At 70.4% G+C, this 20,869-nt stretch carries 19 protein-coding genes; 12 read left to right on the forward strand and 7 right to left on the reverse strand.

The genetic code is table 11. From position 1 onward, the window contains the following. Positions 1 to 143: 143 nt before the first annotated feature. Positions 144 to 1,130 (reverse strand): mechanosensitive ion channel family protein, encoded by a 987-nt coding sequence (locus ACZ7OH_RS36540; RefSeq protein WP_470285037.1) that lies wholly within the window; start codon positions 1,128 to 1,130, stop codon positions 144 to 146. 357 nt (positions 1,131 to 1,487) lie between these two features. Here ACZ7OH_RS36540 and ACZ7OH_RS36545 point away from each other — a divergent pair, with 357 nt between their 5' ends. Further along, positions 1,488 to 1,985 carry an HNH endonuclease gene (locus tag ACZ7OH_RS36545; protein ID WP_329044121.1) on the forward strand — a complete coding sequence of 166 codons (498 nt, stop codon included), beginning with the start codon at positions 1,488 to 1,490 and terminating at the stop codon, positions 1,983 to 1,985. Positions 1,986 to 2,164: 179 nt separating this feature from the next. Here ACZ7OH_RS36545 and ACZ7OH_RS36550 read toward each other — a convergent pair whose 3' ends face one another. Next, a complete protein-coding gene (locus ACZ7OH_RS36550) occupies positions 2,165 to 2,518 on the reverse strand; it encodes a hypothetical protein (protein WP_470285038.1) in 354 nt (117 codons plus the stop codon). 278 nt (positions 2,519 to 2,796) lie between these two features. On the opposite strand from ACZ7OH_RS36550, the gene ctaJ reads away from it, so the two are divergent. Further along, positions 2,797 to 3,051 (forward strand): aa3-type cytochrome oxidase subunit CtaJ, encoded by a 255-nt coding sequence (gene ctaJ / locus ACZ7OH_RS36555; protein ID WP_470285039.1) that lies wholly within the window; start codon positions 2,797 to 2,799, stop codon positions 3,049 to 3,051. Beyond that, positions 3,038 to 3,526 (forward strand): DUF5130 family protein, encoded by a 489-nt coding sequence (locus ACZ7OH_RS36560; RefSeq protein WP_470285040.1) that lies wholly within the window; start codon positions 3,038 to 3,040, stop codon positions 3,524 to 3,526. The genes ctaJ and ACZ7OH_RS36560 overlap by 14 nt, the downstream gene beginning before the upstream one ends. Positions 3,527 to 3,580: 54 nt before the next feature. Here the strand turns inward: ACZ7OH_RS36560 and pepN are convergent, their stop codons facing one another. Beyond that, complete coding sequence (gene pepN / locus ACZ7OH_RS36565) at positions 3,581 to 6,148, reverse strand: aminopeptidase N (RefSeq protein WP_470285041.1); 2,568 nt, start codon at positions 6,146 to 6,148, stop codon at positions 3,581 to 3,583. A 164-nt stretch (positions 6,149 to 6,312) separates the two neighbouring features. Between pepN and ACZ7OH_RS36570 the strand changes: the two genes are divergently transcribed. After that, on the forward strand, positions 6,313 to 6,933 hold the full coding sequence (locus ACZ7OH_RS36570) for a mycothiol-dependent nitroreductase Rv2466c family protein (protein WP_470285042.1): 621 nt from the start codon (positions 6,313 to 6,315) through the stop codon (positions 6,931 to 6,933). On the opposite strand, the gene ACZ7OH_RS36575 is transcribed toward ACZ7OH_RS36570, so the two are convergent. Together ACZ7OH_RS36575 and ACZ7OH_RS36580 are read right to left on the reverse strand one after the other, a co-directional pair. Continuing rightward, complete coding sequence (locus tag ACZ7OH_RS36575; protein ID WP_470285043.1) at positions 6,930 to 7,739, reverse strand: MBL fold metallo-hydrolase; 810 nt, start codon at positions 7,737 to 7,739, stop codon at positions 6,930 to 6,932. The two genes, ACZ7OH_RS36570 and ACZ7OH_RS36575, sit on opposite strands and share 4 nt — an antisense overlap. Beyond that, positions 7,736 to 8,470 (reverse strand): 2-phosphosulfolactate phosphatase, encoded by a 735-nt coding sequence (locus tag ACZ7OH_RS36580; RefSeq protein WP_470285044.1) that lies wholly within the window; start codon positions 8,468 to 8,470, stop codon positions 7,736 to 7,738. Before ACZ7OH_RS36580 ends, ACZ7OH_RS36575 begins: the two co-directional genes overlap by 4 nt. 33 nt (positions 8,471 to 8,503) lie before the next feature. Between ACZ7OH_RS36580 and ACZ7OH_RS36585 the strand changes: the two genes are divergently transcribed. Together ACZ7OH_RS36585 and ACZ7OH_RS36590 are read left to right on the forward strand one after the other, a co-directional pair. Then, positions 8,504 to 8,977: a ribose-5-phosphate isomerase gene (locus ACZ7OH_RS36585; protein WP_470285045.1), complete on the forward strand. Its 474-nt coding sequence runs from the start codon at positions 8,504 to 8,506 to the stop codon at positions 8,975 to 8,977. Next, positions 8,977 to 9,786: an Fpg/Nei family DNA glycosylase gene (locus ACZ7OH_RS36590; protein WP_400904246.1), complete on the forward strand. Its 810-nt coding sequence runs from the start codon at positions 8,977 to 8,979 to the stop codon at positions 9,784 to 9,786. Before ACZ7OH_RS36585 ends, ACZ7OH_RS36590 begins: the two co-directional genes overlap by 1 nt. Positions 9,787 to 9,838: 52 nt before the next feature. On the opposite strand, the gene ACZ7OH_RS36595 is transcribed toward ACZ7OH_RS36590, so the two are convergent. Next, positions 9,839 to 10,660 carry a hypothetical protein gene (locus ACZ7OH_RS36595; protein ID WP_470285046.1) on the reverse strand — a complete coding sequence of 274 codons (822 nt, stop codon included), beginning with the start codon at positions 10,658 to 10,660 and terminating at the stop codon, positions 9,839 to 9,841. Between the two features lie 147 nt (positions 10,661 to 10,807). On the opposite strand from ACZ7OH_RS36595, the gene ACZ7OH_RS36600 reads away from it, so the two are divergent. From ACZ7OH_RS36600 to ACZ7OH_RS36610, 3 genes are all read left to right on the forward strand, one after another. Next, positions 10,808 to 11,683 carry an LLM class F420-dependent oxidoreductase gene (locus ACZ7OH_RS36600; RefSeq protein ID WP_470285047.1) on the forward strand — a complete coding sequence of 292 codons (876 nt, stop codon included), beginning with the start codon at positions 10,808 to 10,810 and terminating at the stop codon, positions 11,681 to 11,683. Positions 11,684 to 11,688: 5 nt separating this feature from the next. Beyond that, positions 11,689 to 12,135 carry a nuclear transport factor 2 family protein gene (locus tag ACZ7OH_RS36605; RefSeq protein WP_400904250.1) on the forward strand — a complete coding sequence of 149 codons (447 nt, stop codon included), beginning with the start codon at positions 11,689 to 11,691 and terminating at the stop codon, positions 12,133 to 12,135. Positions 12,136 to 12,251: 116 nt separating this feature from the next. Next, a complete protein-coding gene (locus ACZ7OH_RS36610) occupies positions 12,252 to 13,820 on the forward strand; it encodes a carbohydrate-binding protein (RefSeq protein ID WP_470285048.1) in 1,569 nt (522 codons plus the stop codon). A gap of 90 nt (positions 13,821 to 13,910) precedes the next feature. Here the strand turns inward: ACZ7OH_RS36610 and ACZ7OH_RS36615 are convergent, their stop codons facing one another. After that, on the reverse strand, positions 13,911 to 14,276 hold the full coding sequence (locus tag ACZ7OH_RS36615) for a winged helix-turn-helix transcriptional regulator (protein WP_470285049.1): 366 nt from the start codon (positions 14,274 to 14,276) through the stop codon (positions 13,911 to 13,913). 67 nt (positions 14,277 to 14,343) lie between these two features. On the opposite strand from ACZ7OH_RS36615, the gene ACZ7OH_RS36620 reads away from it, so the two are divergent. The 3 genes from ACZ7OH_RS36620 to ACZ7OH_RS36630 all read left to right on the forward strand — a co-directional run bounded on the left by ACZ7OH_RS36620 (position 14,344) and on the right by ACZ7OH_RS36630 (position 20,853). Next, positions 14,344 to 15,123 (forward strand): NAD(P)H-binding protein, encoded by a 780-nt coding sequence (locus ACZ7OH_RS36620; protein WP_470285050.1) that lies wholly within the window; start codon positions 14,344 to 14,346, stop codon positions 15,121 to 15,123. Then, positions 15,120 to 15,461, forward strand: a complete 342-nt coding sequence (locus ACZ7OH_RS36625; RefSeq protein ID WP_470285051.1) for an alpha/beta fold hydrolase — start codon at positions 15,120 to 15,122, stop codon at positions 15,459 to 15,461. The genes ACZ7OH_RS36620 and ACZ7OH_RS36625 overlap by 4 nt, the downstream gene beginning before the upstream one ends. A gap of 646 nt (positions 15,462 to 16,107) precedes the next feature. Beyond that, positions 16,108 to 20,853, forward strand: coding sequence for a LamG domain-containing protein (locus ACZ7OH_RS36630; protein ID WP_470285052.1), 4,746 nt, complete (start codon positions 16,108 to 16,110; stop codon positions 20,851 to 20,853). The last annotated feature ends 16 nt before the right edge of the window (positions 20,854 to 20,869 follow it).

The raw sequence follows: 20,869 nt of genomic DNA on the forward strand, positions 1-20,869 counted from the left end.
GCAGACACGCCTTCCATTTTGCCCTCCGGGTTCGGGTTCCCGACGCCCGGTCCCGCCCCTCGCCGGAAGGTCGCGAACCCGTTTCCCAGCGTAACCACCGGGGCCGGGTAGTGAGGCAGTTCACGACCCGGCCCCGGGGTCCGCTACTTCTCGATGGCCGGTGCCGTGTTCGGGAACAGCCGGCCGAGCGGCGGGTCGAAACCCGCCTCCTCCAGCGCGGCCAGCAGCTGGGCGCGCAACGCCCGCTGGACCGCCCACTGCTTGCCCGGCCGCACCTTCACGGTCAGGCGTAGCTCCAGGCCTTCCGGAGTGACGCTCTCCACACCCAGCATCTCCGGCGGCTCCAGGATGTTGTCCTTCAGCGCGTCGCTTTCCGTCGCGGCCGAGGCCGCCTCGCCGAGCACCGTCGTCGCGCGTTCGACGTCGGCCGTGTAGCCGAGCGGGACGTCGACCACCGCGACCGCGAAACCCTGGCTCGAGTTGCCGACCCGGAGCACCTCGCCGTTGCGGACGTACCAGACCGTGCCCTTGATGTCGCGCAGCGTGGTGATCCGCAGGCCGACGGCCTCGACGGTGCCGGTCGCCGCGCCGACGTCGACGACGTCGCCGACGCCGTACTGGTCCTCGACCATCATGAAGATGCCGGACAGGAAGTCCTTGACGAGGTTCTGCGCACCGAACCCGATCGCGACGCCGATGATGCCGGCCGACGCGATGATCGGGCCCAGGTCGATGCCCAGCTCGCCGAGCACGAGGATGCACGCGAGGCCGTAGACCAGGAACGTCGCCACCGACTTCAGCACCGAGCCGATGGTCTGCGCGCGCTGGCGGCGTCGTTCGAACACGGCCGAGCCGAGCACCTCGGGGGCGCGCTCACGCAGCGGGCGCAGCAGCGCGGGCAGGGTGCCGCCGGACTTCGGGAAGGTCGTGACGCGGTTGATCACCCGTCTCAACAGCAGCCGCACGACGAACGCGATCACGATGATCATCAGGATCTTCAGCGGCTTGGTCAGAAGCCAGTTCGCCGAGCCGGCCAGCCACTCGTTGTTCGTCGCCTTGTACACCGTGTAGCAGAAGGTGCTGGGGTCGTTGACGCACGGCGGTTGAGCGGTGGGGAACAAAGGGGACACGGAGTTCGATCATCCTTCCGATCAGGTCGGTGAGCCCAACTGTAAGTGGATGTCGGGTCGCGCGGATGTGACACGTCTTGTAACACACGTGCGCTGGGGGCCTGTTCTGTGGTCGACTATGCCTACGCCCCTGGAGGTGGTCGAGTGCCAGACCGACAACCCAGCCCCCGCGGCGCCTCCGGCCAAGCCATGGCCGATGAGACGCCAGAGGTGGTCCTGCGCGCCTATCCGGGGGGTTCCGCATCCGGCGGAGCCGTCCCGGCCGGGCCGGGGAACCGCCCAGGGGGAGTTACCCGCCCGCCCGGACAGCGTAGTAGAGGCCGGGATCCGGCCGCCCCGGCCTGGGGCCGGCGCCGGGTGCTCCTGCTCAACGCCACTTTCGAGCCGCTGACCGCGCTACCGCTGCGGCGGGCCGTGGTGCTGGTGATGTGCGGCAAGGCCGAAGTGGTGCACGGCGACCCCGGCGGCATCGAGCTGCACTCGGCCAAGGTGTCGCTGCCGGTGCCCTCGGTGATCCGGCTCAGCACGTACGTGCGCGTGCCCTACCGGGCGCAGGTCCCGCTCACCCGCGCCGGGCTGATGCACCGCGACCGGTACCGCTGCGCGTACTGCGGGGGGCGGGCCGAGACGATCGACCACGTCATCCCGCGCAGCCGTGGCGGACCTCACGCCTGGACGAACTGCGTCGCCTGCTGCGCCAAGTGCAACCACCGCAAGGCGGACCGGCTGCTCTCGGAGATCGGCTGGCGGCTGCGCGTCGTCCCGCGGGCGCCCCACGGCCCGCATTGGCGGCTGCTCGCGCACTCCAAGGAGGCCGATCCGCTTTGGCGTCCGTATCTGGGCTCCGCCGCCTGACTCATCCTTCGGGGCTCCGGGTGGCGGAGCCCCCGGCTCGGGGCGGAGCCCCGATGAAGCAGCGGTCGGCCGGCTGACGGAGCCCTGGACATGCCGGCGCCCCGGCTGCCTGTGCGGCGGCCGGGGCGAGCCGGGTGCTTGCGCGTGTTCAGGTAGTGCGTGCGGCCCTGGAGTACGGGTCAGGCAGCGAGCGCGTAGTCGCTCTGGCAGGTGACGCGGGTCCCCATGGTGACGCGCGTGCCGCGGGTCACGCGGGTGCCTCGCGTGACGCGGGTGCCGCAGGTGACGCGCGTGCCCATCGTGACCCGGGTGCCCCTGGTGACCCGCGTACCGCGGGTGACGCGCGTCCCGGCCGTCACCCGGGTGCCCGCCGTGACCCGCGTTCCCGCCGTCACACGTGTACCCCGCGTGACGCGTGTACCCCGGGTAGCCCTTGTGCCCGCCGTCACACGCGTTCCGGGCACGAATTCGGTGTCGCTGGGTGACGAGAAGGTCTCGGTGATCGCCTGTGCGGGGGTGTGGGCGCTGTTCATGGCAAGGCCTCCTGGGACCGGTGCGTTACCTGCTGGGGCTGGGGAGCGGGGCGCAAGGCCCGTACAGGTGAAAAAGCTACGAGGATTTCAAGGCTGCGACAAGACGACAGCGGCGGGTGCGGCCGCCTGTACGTTGAGTTGCAACCTTTCGGCCCGACGGTCTTCGCCCCAACGTTCCAGTGGCCGCGAGCCAAGCGGCGGACGGCACTCGGCTTACGACGAACGGTCGAGTGCGGCGCACGCGGTGGCCGCCGAGGTCATCCGATACGCTCAGCGCCGTGAACATCGTCGAGACGATCGTGGTCTTCGCCGTGATCCCGCTGGCCATCTACGGTCTCGCCGGGCTGCTGACGCTCCGGCGCAGGTCCGGTGGGGCCCCGCGGTACCGGTCCGGCCAGGCTTGGGAGTACCCGGCCATGTGGTGGAGCGCCAACCCCGAAGGGGTCGGCACCGGGCACCGGCACGCCGGCGCCGAGAACAGCGCGCCCGAGGGCGCCCCGACCGCGGCGGGAGGCGCTCGTGGCAACTGGTGAGCTGACGAAGCGCGTCGACGAGTCCGAACTGGGCTACGGCGAGGCTCTGACGTCGAGCGGTCGCGTGTCGGCCGCCAAGATGTACGAGCCCGAGGCGCCGACGAGCCCCTTCAACACCCGCCAGCTGAGCCGCCTGGACGAGGCGCTGACGTTCGCGAGCCGCGAGACCGGCCTCGACTTCAGCCTGTACCTCGGCGAGCTGGGCGAGGACAGCCGTTCGGCGGCGGAGAAGCTGCACGCGACGACGGCGGACCCGGCGAACTCGGTCCTGATCGCGGTCTCCCCGGGCGAGAAGCTGATCGAGATCGTGACGGGCAAGACGGCGCACGTCCGCCTCCCCGACCGCGGCTGCAAGCTCGCGGTGGCGAGCATGGTGGCGTCCTTCAAGGAGGGCGACCTGGTTCGCGGGCTGGTCAACGGCCTGGTGAACGCGCTGCGCATGCTGTCCGACCAGGCGGGCCCCGCGCCCCGCTGACGTAGCCACGAAAAGGGCCCCGCACCGGCTGGTGCGGGGCCCTTTTACGTCCGATCAGGCCTGCGCGTCGAAGTCCCGCGCCGCCAAGGCGCGCACGATTCCCGCCCGGCCCTCGGAAACCAACCGCCGCAGGGCCTGCGAGTGCTCGCCCTTCAGCCACTCGTCCGAAGCCGACACCGTCCCCGGGTCCACCGCCCACGACGGGTACAGCCCGATCGCGATCGGCTGCGCCCGCTCACTGGACCGGCGCTGCCACACCTCGTCGATCACCTCGAAGTACTTGGCCACGTACGAGCCCAGCAGCGCCTTCTGGCCCGGGTGCGAGAAGCCCGAGATCAGCGAGTCGCTGACCGCGTTCGGCAGCTCGTCGTCGTACACCGCGCGCTGCCACGCGTCGGCCTTCGCCTCCGCCGTCGGGCGCAGCGCCCGGGCGCGCTCGGCCTGGCGGCGACCCGTCGCCGTGTTGTCGCGGGCCAGCTCGGCGTCGATCTCGGAAGCCGCCGCCTTGCCGTGCGCCACCAGCGCGTGCAGCAGGCGCCAGCGCAGGTCCGTGTCCACCGTCAGCCCGGGGAGCGGCGCCGACCCGTCCAGCCAGCCCGCCACCACGTCCAGCGTCGCCGCGTCCAGCACCGACCCGGAGAGGGAGTTGACGAACGCCAGCTGGTGGTCCGAACCCGGCTCGGCGCCGTGGACCAGCTCCAGCAGCCGGGCCGTGAACGCCGGCCAGCCGGTCGAGGCCGCCCACTCCTGCTCGGCGTAGGAGTTCAGCGCCGTCTGGGCCTGCAGCAGCAGCCGCTGGACCACGCCGACCTCGGTCTCCGTGTGGATGCCGCGCTGCACCAGCGTGACGAAGTCGCGGGCCTTCAGCTCGGCCTCGCGCGTCATCTCCCACGCCGCCGACCAGCACAGCGTCCGCGGCAGCGGCTCGGTGATGTCGGCGACGCGGTCGATCAGCGTCGTCAGCGACGCCGGGTCGAGCCGCATCGTGCAGTACGTCAGGTCGTCGTCGTTGACCAGCACGAGCTTGCCCGCAGGCCGGCCGACCAGGTCGGGCACCTCGGTGCGCTCGCCGTCGACGTCCAGCTCGACGCGCTGGGTGCGGACGATCTTGCCCGCCCCGTCCTCGTCGTAGATCCCGACGGCGACGCGGTGCGTGCGCAGCTCACCGGCACCCGGCTTCGCGCCCGACTGCACGACGGCGAACGACGTGAACGTCCCGTCCGCGCCGACCTCGTAGCGCGGGCTGAGCGAGTTCAGCCCGGTCGTCTCCAGCCACTGCGCGCTCCACCACGACAGGTCGCGCCCGGACGCCTCCTCCAGCGCGCCCAGCAGGTCGGCCAGGGTCGCGTTGCCCCAGGCGTGCTTGCCGAAGTACACCTTCAGGCCGTCGAGGAAGTGGTCCAGCCCGACGTAGGCGACGAGCTGCTTGAGCACGCTCGCGCCCTTGGCGTAGGTGATGCCGTCGAAGTTCACCTCGACCGCGTGCAGGTCGACGATGTCGGCCGCGATCGGGTGCGTCGAGGGCAGCTGGTCCTGCCGGTAGGCCCACGACTTCTCGATGTTCGCGAAGCTGGTCCACGCGTTCTTGTACTCGGTCGCCTCGGCCTGGGCCAGGACGCTCGCGAACGTCGCGAACGACTCGTTCAGCCACAGGTCGTCCCACCAGCGCATGGTGACCAGGTCACCGAACCACATGTGCGCCATCTCGTGCAGCAGCGTCTCGGCGCGCCGCTCGTAGGCGTAGCGCGTGACGCGGCTGCGGAAGACGTAGTCCTCCAGGAACGTCACGGCGCCGGCGTTCTCCATCGCGCCCGCGTTGAACTCCGGCACGAACAGCTGGTCGTACTTGGAGAACGGGTAGGGCGTGCCGAACTTCTCGTGGTAGAAGCCGAAGCCCTGCTTGGTCTCGGTGAACAGCTTGTCCGCGTCCATGTGCTCGGCCAGCGACGCGCGGCAGTAGATGCCCAGCGGGATCGTCTTGTGCTCGTCGGAGTACTCGTCGCGCCACTCGGCGTACGGGCCGGCGATCAGCGCGACCAGGTAGGTCGAGAGCTGCTCGGACTCCTTGAACACCGTCCGGACGGCGCCTTCGGGCGTCTCCTCGGTGGACTCGGCGGCGGTGTTCGAGATGACCTTCCAGTCCTTCGGCGCGATCACGGTGAGCCGGTAGACGGACTTGAGGTCGGGCTGGTCGAAGCAGGCGAACATGCGCTTGGCGTCGGCCGTCTCGAACTGCGTGTACAGGTAGACGCCGTCGTCGACGGGGTCGACGAACCGGTGCAGGCCCTCGCCGGTGTTCATGTACCGGCAGTCGGCGGTGACCGTGAGCTCGTTCGCCTCGGCCAGGCCGGCGAGCGCGATGCCCTTGTCTTCGACGTACGCGCTGACGTCGACGTCCGCGCCGTTCAGGGTGGCCGAGTGCACGCGGTCGGCGACGAGGTCGACCCACGTGTCTTCGCCGGCCCGGGCGCTCGAGAACCGGACGGTCGTCGTCGACGCGAAGGTCTTCTCCCCGGGACCGCCGTGGCCGTCGGTGAGGTCCAGCTCGATGTCGTATCCGGTGACTTCGAGCAGGTCCGCGCGCAGCTTGGCTTGGTCGCGGGTCAGGTTGGGGGCGGGCACAGGCACCTCTGGTCGTTGGTATCGGTTTTCAACTCCCCGCATCCAATCATGGGGACGGGGTGGCGGGCGATAAGGGAACAAGCCCGCGTCCGCGGGTGTTGGCCCGCTGTGAGGGGGTTGTGCCCACCCCCGGGACCTGACCTGACTTCGCACAGGAGTGCCTGATGACCGCTGCCGAGCAGCCCACGAAGGTCGACTTCTACTTCGACCCGATCTGCCCCTTCGCCTGGATCACCTCGCGCTGGATCCTGGAGGTGGAGAAGCACCGCAACCTCGACCTGCACTTCCGGATCATGAGCCTGTCGGTGCTCAACGAGGGCCGCGACGAGCTGCCGGAGAAGTACAAGGAGCTGCTGGCGCAGGGCTGGGGCCCGGTGCGCGTGGCGGTCGCGCTGTCCCAGCTCAAGGGCGAAGAGGTGCTGCGCGACTACTACACCGAGTTCGGCACCCGCTACCACAACCAGGACAACAAGGACCGCGACGCGGTGATCAAGGAGGCCCTGGCCGCCATCGGCGCGCCGGCCGAGCTGTACGACGCCGCGCACTCCACCGAGTACGACGAGGCCCTGCGGAAGAGCCACCACGAGGGCATGGACCCGGTCGGCATGGACGTCGGCACCCCGACGATCCACATCGACGGCGTGGCGTTCTTCGGCCCGGTGCTCAGCTCGATCCCGCGCGGCGAAGACGCCCTGAAGGTGTTCGACGGCGCCGTCGCGCTGTCCAGCTACCCCGACTTCTTCGAGCTCAAGCGCACCCGCAGCGGCGAGCTCAACTTCGATTAAGGCGTCGCGAGGGCGGCCAAGGTGACGTCGCTGGGGTAGCGGGAGGCTGCCACGGCGGCCACCTCGGTCGTCTCGCCGCGGCCCATCGCCGCCTTCAGCGCGATCAGCTCGTGCAGGCCGTGGCGGTGGTAGCGGACGAAGTCGGCGTCGACCGGGTCGCCGTGGCCGGGCACGATGACCCGCGGCCGCAGCTCGAGGAGCCGGTCGAAGGTGTCCGGCCAGGCGGTCAGGTCCGACTCGGTGCTGAAGGAGAACGCGCTGAAGCCGTGTTCGGCGTTCTCGACGATGTCACCCGCGAAGAGCACGTCCACGTCCGGCACGTGCACGACGACGTCGTGGTCGGTGTGGGCGCGGCCGGGGTGCAGCAGGACGGCCGTCCGGCCGCCGAGGTCGAGCTCGGTGCGGTCGGTGAACAGGTGGTCCGGCACCACGAACGTGGTGCGCGCGATGGCGTCGGCGGTCTCCGCTTTGCCCTGTTCGCGGTAGTAGGCGATCCACTTGGCCCGGGCGTCTTCCGCGTACTCGGTCAGCTCGGCGCGGCAGCCTTCGTGCGCCCAGACGGCGCAGGGCGTGAACGGCTCGGTGCCCCAGGTGTGGTCGAAGTGCGCGTGGGTGAAGACGACCGACCACGGCAGGGGCGTCAGCTCGCGGACCGCAGCCGCCAGCTCGGCGCCCTGCTCGAGGTCGCCGCGGGTGTCGACGACCAGGCAGCGGTCGGCGCCGAGGACCAGCCCGACGGTCAGGTCCAGCTCCTCGTAGCGGCGCGCGTGCACGCCGTCGGCGACCTCGATCCAGCGGCCGGTCATGCCAGTACTCCTTCACCCATCATCGGGGCAGCATCGCTCACGTCGAGCAAGGAAGCCAGCGCGACGTCGCCGCCGTGGCCGGCCTCGGTGAGCTCACGTCCGGAGACGCAGGCCGCCAAGGCGTCGACGTCCACCGACCGGGCGGCGAGCGCGGCTTCCGGGGACAGCGAACAGCCCAGTCTCGCGAGCGCGGCGGCGATCGCGCCCGCGCCCACCTGGTCTTCGGCGCAGGGCCGCAGCGGCCCGAACGCCTCGCCGTGGCCGGAGATGTCCACCCCCCAGCGTTCCCCGGCGGCGATGAGCCCGACCGGGCCGCCCAGCTCGTGCGCCTTCGCGGCGACGGCGGAGGCGTTGCGCAGGCAGCCCGCGAGGACGTGCGCGCCGGTCGCCGCGGCGGCGGCGCACAGCGTGGCGCCGTTCGGCGAGGGGAGCGCGAGCAGCGTCCCGGGCGGGATTTCCGTCACAGAAGACGGCCGGAGGGTGAACGCGCCCTCGCCCGCGACCACCGCGCCGGCCGCCCGCGCCTGGGCGACCCCGCGTTCGTCGCGCCACCGGACCGGCAGCACGCGCCCGCCGCGGCCGACCACGAGATCCGTGGTGGTGCTGAAGGAAAGCACGTCGACGACGACCAGCACGGCGCATTCCCGGCCGAGCGCGGCGACGCCTTCGCCGCCCCAGTCGAGCCGGACGTCGCACCCGGTCTGCTCCCAGATCCCCACCCCCCGGAGCATGCCCGAAACCGGACCTGATGGCAGACTCCAGCCGTGCGTGTCTACTTGGGATCCGACCATGCCGGTTTCGAGCTGAAGAACCACCTGGTGGCTCACCTGGAGAAGCAGGGCCACGAGGTCACCGACATCGGCCCGCGGGTCTACGACGCGGCCGACGACTACCCGGCCTACTGCGTCGAGACGGCGCTGCGCGTCGTGGCCGACGAGGGCAGCCGCGGCATCGTGGTGGGCGGTTCGGGCAACGGGGAGCAGATCGCCGCGAACAAGGTCCCCGGCGCGCGGTGCGGCCTCGCGTGGAGCGTCGAGACGGCCCAGCTGTGCCGGGAGCACAACCACGCCCAGCTGATCGGCGTCGGCGCCCGGATGCACACCGTCGAGCAGGCCACCGAGATCGTCGAGGCGTTCCTGGCGACCGAGGTCTCGCCGGAGGAGCGGCACGCCCGCCGCGTCCAGCAGCTGCTCGACTACGAGCGCACCGGGAAGCCGCCGGCGCTGCCGGAGGCCTGATGCCCGAGGGGCACACGCTCCACCGGCTCGCGCGGTTGCACAAGCGCCGGTACGCCGGCGCGCCGGTCGCGGTGAGCAGCCCGCAGGGCCGGTTCGCCGCCGAAGCGTCCCGTTTGGACGGCCGGGTGTTCGCCGGCGCCGAGGCGTACGGCAAGCACCTCTTCCACGACTACGGCCCGGCCGGGATCGTGCACATCCACCTGGGCCTGTACGGCACGTTCGGCGAGTCCCCGCTGCCCGCGCCGGAGCCGGTGGGGCAGGTCCGGCTGCGGCTGGCCGGCCGGACGCACTGGACGGACCTGCGCGGCCCGACGCGCTGCGAGCTGCTTTCCCCGGACCAGGCCGACGCGATCAAGGCGCGTCTCGGGCCCGACCCGCTGCGCCGCGACGCGAAACCGGAGCAGGCGTGGGCGCGCATCTCGCGCTCGAAGACGTCGATCGCGGCGCTGCTGATGGACCAGGCGGTGCTGGCCGGCGTCGGCAACGTGTACCGCGCCGAGGTGCTGTTCCGCCACGGCGTCGCGCCGCTGACGCCGGGCCGCGCGCTCGACCGCGCGCTGTGGGACGACATGTGGGCCGACCTGGTGGTCCTGATGCGCGACGGCGTCCGCGTCGGCCGCATCGACACGGTCCGGCCCGAGCACCTGCCGGAGGCGATGGGCCGCGCGGCGCGGGTGGACCGCCACGGCGGCGAGGTCTACGTCTACCGGCGCGCGGGCGAGCCGTGCCTGGTGTGCGGGACGCCGGTGGCGAACTCGGAGCTGGTGGGCCGCAACCTCTACTGGTGCCCCACCTGCCAGCCGGCCTGAAACGCTCGTGAGTGGGAAACAGGGGCAGAACCCTGTTCCCACTCACGAGGGGTCAGAAGTCGAAGCCGCCGCCGTCGAAGCCCCCACCGTCGAAGCCGCCGCCGTCGAAACCGCCGCCGCCCCAGTCGCCGCCGCCCGCGTCGCCGCCGCCGAAGTCGCCTCCGCCGTCACCGCCGCCGAAGTCGTCGCCACCGCCCATGTCGCCGGACTCGAGCGCGTCCTGCTGGCCCGCGTCGTAGCCCGACTCCCAGGCCGACGCGCCGGCGATGCCGCTCATGCCGGAGAACATCGCGCTGAACAGGAACATCGACCCGAGGCCCCAGGCGCCGGCGACGAGCGCGGGCTTCCACCACGGCTCGCTGTACCAGCCCTGCGGCACCGGCCGCCCGGCCACGCGGCCGCCGGGGTAGTAGTACGGCGTGTCCTGCCCGGCCTCGGGCGAGGCCGAGTAGTGCTGGCCCTCGACGTCGACGTCCCGCCGTTCGGTGACCTTGCCGGCGCGCTCGCGCTCGGCCTCCTCCGGCAGCTGCGGGCCGGGGTCCATGCCCATCGCGACCCGAGCCGCGCGGACGTAGTAGAGGCCTTCGACGGCGGTGTCCTTGACCAGCCGGGCCTGCTCGATCGTGCGGGCCTGCTCCAGCTGCGAGCCGGCGGCGTTGTAGCGCTCGCTCGCGTCGGCCATCGCCTGCATCGACGCGGTGTCGTTGCCGTTGAGGTTGAGGACCTGGCCGCCGAGCCGCTCGACCAGGCGCCGGGCGTCGGCCTTGGCGTCGTCGAGCTCCCGCTGCCGGGCCGCGGCGCGCTGCCGCGAGAAATAGAGGCCGCCACCGACGATCACGACGACGAGCACGATCAGGAAGATCGCGGTGCCCATGGACCACTCCCAGAAGTTCGGGGCTCGGTGACCGGAAGTCACCTTTGATTCGGACAACGCGGACGTTACGCGGAGGGTTCCCGGCGAGTGACCCGGCACACCGTCAGAGCTGGCCGAGGAAACTAGAACACGTTATAGTTCGACACCATGAAGTTCACCCTGTCGATCGCGATGAACCCCCTCGATCAGCTGGGCGAGCTCGCCCGGGCCGCCGAAGAGGCCGGCTTCGCCTCCATCGCCCTGCCGGACTCGCTCTTCTACGCCGAAACGGTGGACACGGACTACCCGTACACCCCCGACGGCAGCCGGTTCTGGACCGCGGAGACCCCCTGGGTGGACCCGCTCGTCGCGACCGCCGCGATGGGCGCGGTCACCAGCCGGATCCACTTCTACACGTCCGTGCTCAAGCTCGGCTCGCGCAACCCGGTGCTGCTGGCGCGTCAGGTCGGCTCGGCGTCGGTGCTCACCGGCGGCCGGTTCGGCCTCGGGCTCGGCGTCGGCTGGCTGCCGCAGGAGTTCGAGTACTGCGGCGTCCCGTTCGAGCGGCGCGGCAAGCGCGTCGACGAGGCCATCGACGTCCTCCGGCTGATCCTCGACGGCGGGATGGTCGAGTACCACGGCGAGTTCTACGACTTCGACAAGATCCAGATGAGCCCGGCGCCGCCGACGCGGGTGCCGTTCTACATCGGCGGCCACACCGAGGTCGCGCTGAAGCGCGCCGCCCGGGTCGCCGACGGCTGGTCCTCGGCGATGATGAAGCTCGAAGAGCTGCGCGACACCATCGCCCGGCTGAAGGAGCTGCTGGCCGAGCGCGGCCGCGCCGGCGACCCGTTCGAGTACCAGGCCGTCTGCATCGACAAGTTCGGCCTCGACGGCTACCGCGAGCAGGCGGAGGTGGGCGTCACCGACATCATCACCATGCCGTGGGTGTTCGACGGCGTCGGGTTCGACGCCCCGATCGAGCCGAAGCTCGAGTCCATCCGCAAGTTCGGCACCGAAATCATCGCGAAGTTCGAGGAGTGACGGGCATGGGCGTGCAGGTCAGCTGGGACACGGCGGCGGAACAGCCGCCGGCGCGGCGCGCGGCGTTCGCGTCGATGACCGCGGTGGCGGCGGGGGACAAGGAGGCCTGGCTGGACCTGTTCGCCCCGGACGGCGTCGTCGAAGACCCGGTCGGGCCGTCGTTCTTCGACGAGGAGGGCAAGGGGCACCACGGCCGTGACGGGATCAGCGCGTTCTGGGACAAGACGATCGGCAACGTCGAGCGCTTCGAGTTCACGATCCGCGACTCCCACGCGGCGGGGGACGAGTGCGCCAACGTCGGCACGATCACGACGTATCTGCCGGGCGGCTACCGCGTCGACACCGACGGGGTGTTCGTCTACCGCGTCGGCGAGGACGGCCTGATCACGTCGATGCGCGCGTTCTGGGAGACCGAGCGCGCGATGGCGACGGCCCGGCAGGTGACGGAGTAGCGTCCCGGCCAGCGGCAACCAATTTTCATATCTGATACATGATCTCTTGACCTCCGGTTAGGTAGGACTCTTTACTAACTGGTGTAGACCTCCGATGTCTCCACCAGGGAGCAAGCATGTCCTTCCTTCGGCGCACGGCGGTCGCGGCGACCGCGTTCGCGCTCGCGGCCAGCGGCACCGTGCTGAGTCAAACCCCGGCTTCCGCCTTGGAAAACGGGCTCCTGCGCACCCCGCCGATGGGGTTCAACAACTGGAACTCGACGCAGTGCAAGGCCGACTTCAACGAGGCGATGATCCGGGGCATCGCCGACATCTTCGTGAGCAAGGGGCTCAAGGACGCCGGCTACACCTACGTCAACATCGACGACTGCTGGGCGCTGCCGGACCGCGACGCGAAGGGCGACCTCGTCCCGGATCCGGCGCGCTTCCCGCACGGCATCAAGGCGCTCGCCGACTACGTCCACGGCAAGGGGCTGAAGTTCGGCATCTACACGAGCGCCGGCACGCACACGTGCAACAAGGCGGGCTTCCCCGGCGGGCTCGGCCACGAGCAGCAGGACGCGAACCTCTTCGCGTCCTGGGGCGTCGACTACCTGAAGTACGACAACTGCAACAACCAGGGTGTCGACGCGCAGCAGCGGTACAAGGCGATGCGCGACGCGCTCGCGAAGTCCGGCCGCCCGATCGCGTACTCGATCTGCGAGTGGGGCCAGAACAAGCCGTGGACCTGGGCGGCGCCGGTCGGCAACCTCTGGCGCACCACCGGTGACATCTCCGACAAGTGGTCGAGCATGATCGGCAAAGCTCAGACGAATCGCGGGCTCGCGCAGTACGCCGGCCCCGGGCACTGGAACGACCCGGACATGCTGGAGGTCGGCAACGGCGGCATGACCGCGGCCGAGTACCGCACGCACTTCAGCCTCTGGGCGATGATGGCCGCGCCGCTGCTCATCGGCAGCGACCTGCGCAAGGTGTCCGACGACAGCTTCTCGATCCTGAAGAACACCGACGTGATCGCGCTGGACCAGGACCCGCTGGGCAAGCAGGCGACCGTGCTGAGCTCGAACGGCGGCCTGGTCGTCTACAGCAAGGTGCTGGCGAACGGCGACCGCGCGGTGGCGCTGTCCAACGAAACGGCGGCGACGGCGACGATCAGCACTTCCGCGTCGGCGACCGGGATCGGCAGCGCGTCGTCGTACACGCTGAAGGACCTGTGGAGCAAGGCGGTCCGCACGACTTCGGGGTCGATCAGCGCGTCGGTGCCCTCGCACGCGACGGTGCTCTACCGCGTGTCCCGCGCCGGTGGTTCGACGCGCTACGAGGCCGAGTCGGCTTCGCTGTCGGCGGGCGGCACGGTCGACTCGAACCACGCGGGCTTCTCGGGAACCGGCTTCGCGAACGGCGCCAACGCGGCGGGTAGCTACGTCGAGTGGCAGGTGACGGGCCCGGCATCGACGCTGACGTTCGGCTACGCGAACGGCACGGCGGCGGCGCGCCCGGTGGACCTCACGATCGACGGCACGGTGGCGTCGACGGGAGTGCAGTTCCCGCCGACGGGCGCGTGGACGACGTGGAGCACGGTTTCGCAGACGGCGGCTTTGGGTGCGGGCCCGCACACGGTCCGCCTCACGGCGACGACCGCGGACGGCCCGGCGAACCTGGACTACTTGGACGTTTCGCCCTAGCGCGGGGAGGTCGCGGAGTTCCGGGCGAAGCGGGTGTACCGCCGGCTTCGCCCGGAGCCCGTTCGCCGCCGGGGTGCCCGCGGCCGGCGCTTACCTGGCCGAGCCGCGGGAGTCGTAGGCCGCGCGGGCCTTTTCCACTTCGTCGAGGTTGGGCGACCACTCGGCAAGGCTGGCGAACAGAGGCCCCAGGCTGCGGCCCAGCTCGCTGATCTCGTACTCCACCCGTGGCGGCACCTCCGCGTAGTAGGTGCGCACGACCAGGCCGTCGCGTTCGAGCTGCCGCAGCCGCTGGGTGAGCACCTTCGGCGTGATGGTGGCGATGCGGCGTTCGAGTTCGACGAACCGCTGGCGACCGTATTCGTTGAGCGTCCACAGGATCGGCGTGGTCCACCGGCTGAAGACGATGTCGACCACGGGGGCGATCGGACAGGCCAGCTCGGGTGTGGTTCCGGTCACGTTCGGGGCCTCCCGCCGTTACTTTCCTCTAGGTACCTACTATACGTCGGAATGTAGCGTCGTCGGCATGATCGTTGTTACGGGAGCTACAGGCAATATCGGACGGCCGTTGGTGGAGGCGCTGACGGCGGCGGGTGAAGAGGTGCGGGCGGTGTCCCGCAGCGGGCCGATCTCGGCCGACTTGACGGACGCGGCGTCGCTGCGTCCGGTGTTCTCCGGCGCGTCGGCGGTGTTCCTGCTGCTGCCACCGGGTTTCCAGGGGCCGTTGGAGCCGGTGCTGGACGAGGCCGCCGGGGCCCGGGTGGTGTTGCTGTCGTCGCAGGGCGTCGGAACGGGCCGCCACCCGGCGGTCTTCGAGGACGCGGTACGGGTGTCGGGTCCGGAGTGGACGATCCTGCGTCCGGGCGGGTTCGCGTCGAATGCGTTCCAGTGGGCGGAAAGCGTGCGTTCGTCCCGCGTTTTGGCGGCCCCGTTCGGCGACGTCGGATTGCCGGTGATCGACCCATCGGACATCGCCGCGGTGGCAGCGGCGGCGCTCGTGGACGCCTCACACGCGGGTCGGACGTACGAACTGACGGGACCCGCGCCGGTGACGCCGCGCGACCAAGCGGCGGCGATCGGCGAGGCGCTGGGGGAGCCGGTGCGGTTCATCTCGCAGACGCGGGCGGAAGCGTTTTCGGCGATGACGGGTTTCATGCCCCCCGAGGTGGCGGAGGCAACGCTGGACATCCTGGGGACGCCGTCGCCGGCGGAGCAGCGGGTGAGCCCGGACGTGGCACGGGTACTGGGCCGCCCGCCGCGTCCGTTCGCGGAGTGGGCCGCCCGCAACGCGGCGGCGTTCAAGTGAGCAAACTGTCCTATGTAGACACCGGAACGGGCGCGCCGGTGGTGTTCCTGCACGGCAACCCGACGTCGTCCCATCTGTGGCGCAACGTGATTCCCGCGGTGCCGGGACGCGGACTGGCCCCGGACTTGATCGGCATGGGAGCTTCACCGAGGCCGCCGATCGACTACACGTTCGCCGACCACGTGCGCTATTTGGAGGAGTGGTTCGACGCCCTGTCGTTGGACAACGTGGTCTTGGTGGGCCACGACTGGGGCGGAGCGCTTTCGACGGGTGGTGAGGTTCCAGACCCGAGGCAAGGGTTCGTGAGGCGCCAGAGTCGACGGGAGTCCTTTTCATGACAACAAGTCTTCCGTGCGCGAAGCGGCCGTCCATGCCCTGGGTTTCCGACGTTGGGGTGGCCACCACGAGCATCTTCGCCTTGGGCGCGAGGGCGTGGAACATCGCCACGTCCAAGTCGGTTTCGCCGCCCACCCGAGCAGTCGTCCGGAGTTCCTGGTTCGCCGCAGGCGGGGGCCTTGACCGCGGGCTTCAGAATCTGGACGTCGGCGCTTTTCCGGCGTCCTTGCACCCGCCAGCGCGGTCGCCGCCGTGCCGGTTCCGCTCAGCGACACAGCGGTGGCCACGCGGACGGGCAGCGCGAAGCCCGGCGCTTATGTGGGATCTTGCCGAACCCGGCAGACCTTCTCAACCCGCCGGAGTCCGCACGCTCGACACGTGCTGGCCGGAGTAAAGCGCGGTCGCGCCGTCAGGAGTGCCGTCATTGGTCACGGATCGGCAGATATCCGAATAAAGCAATAAAAGTGATGTAACGGACACCAGTGGCGTCCGAATTGCCTCTCGGGTGGATGGGGGAATCAAGGCCTTCCAGCAGAATCGAAAGGCTTGCGCGGCTCCTCGCGGCGATCCGATGATCGGCCCACGTGCGCTCGTGTCGCGCGGTCGAACCGGTCGTCGTACCGGTCCTGCTGGGGGAGGATCCAACTCATGGGTGCTGGGCGCCTGCTGCGGTTTGGTGTGCTGGTCGGGCTGATGGGGGCGGCGGTGATCGTGCCGGGCACCGCGCTCGCCGCGGCGCCGGCGGCACAGCCGCGTGATGTGACGACCGCGGCGGACGCGGTCACGGCGACCACGGTGGCGCGGCAGTTCCACCACCGGGTCGAGGTCACCGGTCTGGAGACGACGAGTGCGCAGGTGTTCGCCGAACCCACCGGTGTCATGGGCTCGGTCTTCCACACGGGCGACTTCCAGGTCCGGAGGGGCGCGAACTGGGTGCCGGTCGACACGAAGCTCACGACACGCCCGGACGGCAGCCTCGCGCCGAACGTCACCGTCAACGCGATGACGTTCTCCGGCGGTGGCGGCGGGCCGCTTGTCACGCTGGCAAAGGACGGAAAACGGCTCGAGCTGAGCTGGCCCTCCGCCTTGCCCAAGCCGGTGGTCGCCGGGGACACGGTCACCTATCCCGAGATCCTGCCCGGTGTCGATCTCAAGCTGCGGGCCCAGGCCGACGACTTCGCCGAGAGCCTCGTCGTGAAGACCCGCGAGGCCGCCGCCAACCCGGCGCTCGCGCGGATCCAGCACCGCGTCAAGACCACCGGGCTGAGCCTGAAGGCGAAGGACGACGGGTCGGTGGACGCCGTCGACGCCGGGGGCAAGGCCGTGTTCAGCTCGCCGGTGACGCAGCTCCAGGACTCCGCGCCCCTGCCCGGCGACGCCCCGGCGGGCAAGCCGACGCGCAAGGCCGCGGCCAGCAAGTCCACTGTGGATGGCAACGCCGTCACCACGAGCACGGACCAGAAGCTCCTTGCGGACCAGAACGCGCAGTACCCGCTGGTCATGTCGCCGAACTGGACCACGAACAACAACCTCGGCTGGACGACGATCTTCAACGGGCCGGGCAGCATTCCCAGCAGCACCCACTGGAACGGCGCGAACACCGACCCGGAGTACTCCAACGGGCTGGGCGGCGCCCTGGTGGCGCGGGTCGGCTACTCGAACTGGGACTCGCCGACGGTCACCACCCGGTCGTTCTTCAAGTTCGACACCAGCAGCTTGGCCGGAAAGCCGCTGCTGACCGGTGCGTTCAACACCGCGGTGGTGTACAGCCCGAACTGCGACTCGAACACCCCGGGGTCCGACCAGCTGTGGGTGACCAACCACGACGTCAATCCGGACGCCAGCTGGAACAACTGGTCGGGCCCGGGAAACGGGTCGCTCCTCGACACCGTGAACAGCGTGGAGAAGGAGAACTGGAACTACGGCTGCCAGGGGCACAAGGCGGTCGGGTTCAACCTCGGCAACGCGCCGGCGGTCAACCCGAACGGCGCGTCGAGCTACTGGCTCCAGGCGAGCAACGAGGGCAAGGCGCTGGACTGGCGCAAGTTCATCACGAACCCCACGCTCTACATCACCTGGAACTTCCCGCCGGACTCGCCGTCGGCGACCGCCACCGACCCGACGTTGCCCGCGCCGTGCCGCTGGTGCGACGGAATCCCCTACCTCGCCGACAACTCCATCCGGCTGCAGGGCCAGATCCACGACGCCGACGGCGACCCGGTACGCCCGGTCTGGGACATCTACGAGACCGCTCCCGGCGCCACCACGCGGTCCGACGACCACCGCGACACCGGCGACTACCTGCCCTCGGATTCCTGGCACAGCACCACATTGGACACCTCTGCGCTGCTCACCGGGACGAAGGTCGAGTGGACCTTGCGCGGCTGTGACGGCAAAGCGAACGGCTGCCCCGGTACGAACTGGTCCGGCGGCGCGCCGTTCATCGTCGACCACACGACGCTGGGCAGCCCGCCCCAGGTGGACAGCCCGGTCTACCCGGCGGACAACGCCTGGCACGGCGGCGTGAACACGCCAGGGACGTTCACCTTCTCGCCGGCGCTCACGCTCTGCCCCGGGCACTGCCTGACCCAGCCCATCGACCACTACCTCTACGGCTGGCAGAACCCGCCGACGAATTCGATCGACGCGACCAGCTTCGGCGGCAACGCCACGATCAGCCTCACCCCGCCCGGCGACGGCCCGCACGACCTGTTCGTGCAGGGGGTGACGCGCGGCGGCCGGCCCAGCCCGACCAAGACCTACCACTTCTACGTCCGCGCCGGCTCCGGTCCGCTCGCCCAGTACGACTTCGAGGGCACCGGCAAGGACACCGCCTACCTCGGCAGCCGCGACGCGACGCCTTCGGGAAACGTCACCTACACCGCCGGCGCGGTCGGCTCCGCGGCCTCCCTCGCCGGTGACGGCGGGCACCTGACCGCTCCGTCGATCTTCAACACCCAGGCCGGGTTCACGGTCTCCGCGTGGGCCAAGGTCGACCCCACCGGGAAGGACGCCGTGCGGACCATCCTGTCCGAGGTGACGCCCGGCCTGGCCGAGATGTCGCTGATGTACCGGCCCGAAAACGGCGGGCACTGGCAGTTCGGCATGCAGAGCGGCAGCCCGGTCGCCGGCGGCTGGCTGACCTCGAAGGCGACCGCGCTGCCTGGTGCCTGGACTCATCTCGACGGGGTGTACAACGCCGACACGCACGAGATTTCCTTGTACGTCAACGGAGAGTACGACTCCGCCATGGACTGGACGCAGCAGGCCGAGCCGAACGCGCCCATCCAGATCGGCTGTACGTACTGGGACAACAATGCCTGCGCGAGCCCGTTCAAGGGACTGGTCGACCAGGTCCGCCTCTACGACCGGGTGCTGAGCGCCGACGAGATCGCCGAGCAGGTCGGGCGCGACAACGTCATGAGTGGCTACTGGAAGCTCGGTGACGGCAGCGGGAAGACCGCGCGCAACGAGATTTCGGGCGGCCCCGCGGGCACGTTGAACGCCGGCGCCGCCTTCGTCCCGGATGGCCCGATCAAGGGTTCCGCGCACTTCGACGGGACCAGCGGGGCGATCGACACCGGCGCCCCCGCGGTCCGCACCGACAGTTCGTTCAGCGTCTCCGCGTGGGTCAAGCTGGATCAGGTGCCCGCCGAGGGAACCGACGCGGTGGCGGTGTCGCAGGACGGCGCCGGCAGCGGTTTCGCGCTGGGCGTCCACGACGGCGAATGGTCCATGCTGCTGCGGACACCGGGTTCGGGCTCGGCCGCGAAGGCGAACGCGGTACAGCCGCGGTGCGCCTGCGCGCACTATCCGGCTCAGGCCGGGGTGTGGACGCACGTGGTCGGCGATCTGGACGTCACGGACCAGGGTGCGTTCGCCAACATCTGGGTCGACGGCCGGATCGGCTACAACGTCCGCACCGAGGACGGCACTCCGGGGACCGCGGGCTCGTTGGTGATCGGTCGGGGGCAGGCGAACGGCGCGCCCGCGGCGTTCTTCCCCGGCAGCGTGGCCGAGGTCCGTGTGTTCCCGTACAGCGTGTCCGGCAGCCAGGTGCAGAGCCTGCTCCAGCAGGACAACGTCAAGGCGGGATCCTGGGCGCTGAACGGTGACGTGAAGGACGCTTCCGGTCACGTCCCCGCACTCGACGGGACGGTCTCGGGCGGGGTCACCTGGGGCGGCGGGCACGACACCGTGCACAACGCCAAGGCCGCGGTGCTCGACGGCAGCACCGGTTCGATCACCACGCCGCACGCGGTCGACACCACCGGCAGCTACACCGTTTCGGCGTGGGCGAACGCGACCAAGATCGGCGGCAGCTACCGCGAAGTCCTCTCCGCCGACGGCGCCACGAACAGCGCGTTCATGCTGCGGCTGACCAGTGACGGCCACTGGGCGTTTTCGGTGACCGGCACGGACGCCACCGGCAGCGACGCCGACCAGATCGTCGGCCCGACGGCGACCGCGAACACCTGGGTGCACCTGGTCGGCGTCGTCGACTCCGCGACGTATCAGGCCTCGTTGTACGTCAACGGCGTCGCCGCGGGCAGCACGGGGCTGACTCACCTCGAATGGGCCGCTTCGAACTTCGTGATCGGGCGCGGCAAGTGGAACGGCGCGCCGGCCGACTTCTTCCCCGGCGCGATCGACGGCGTCAACGTCTACAACCGCGTGCTGTTCGCCGACGAGATCGCCGCGCTGTCCGGCCGCGACCTCAACCTGGTGCACGACTGGCCGCTGACCGAGAAGAGCGGCACCACCGCCGGTGATGCCGCGGGCGCGCAGCCGGGCACGTTGAGCGGCGGCGCGTCGTTCGGGCCGGGCCCGTTCGGCAACGCCGTCCAGCTGGACGGTTCCAGCGGCGTCGTCTCCACCGCGCCGACCGACCTGCGCACCGACGAGAACTTCACGGTCAGCGCGTGGGTGAACCTGAAGCAGGCGGCGACCCCGCCTGCGCAGCTGACCGCGGTCAGCCTGGACGGCGAGCACGGCAGCAAGTTCCGGCTCGGTTACGTCATCGACGACGACCAGTACGCCAACGGGGTCTGGGTGTTCGACATGCCGGAGTCCGACAGCAAGGGCGCGGTGGTCACCAAGGCCGCGGTGTCGGCGATCCCGTCCGACGTGGGCACCTGGACGCACTTGGTCGGCGTCTACGACGCGGCGACGAAGTCGCTCTGGCTCTACGTCAACGGAACCCGCATCGGCCAGGGCACGCTCGCCAATCCGTGGAACGCCGGCGGTGGCGTGCAGATCGGCCGCGCGAAGGTCGACGACAACCCGGCGCAGTACTGGAACGGCGGCGTCGCCGACGCCCGGCTCTACACCGGCGCGCTGAGCAAAGACCGCGTCACCGCGCTCTACAAGTCCTACCCGCCGGTCGCCCACTAGCTCCTCGCCTGGAGGG

It is taken from the genome of Amycolatopsis sp. NPDC114478, from assembly GCF_055633805.1.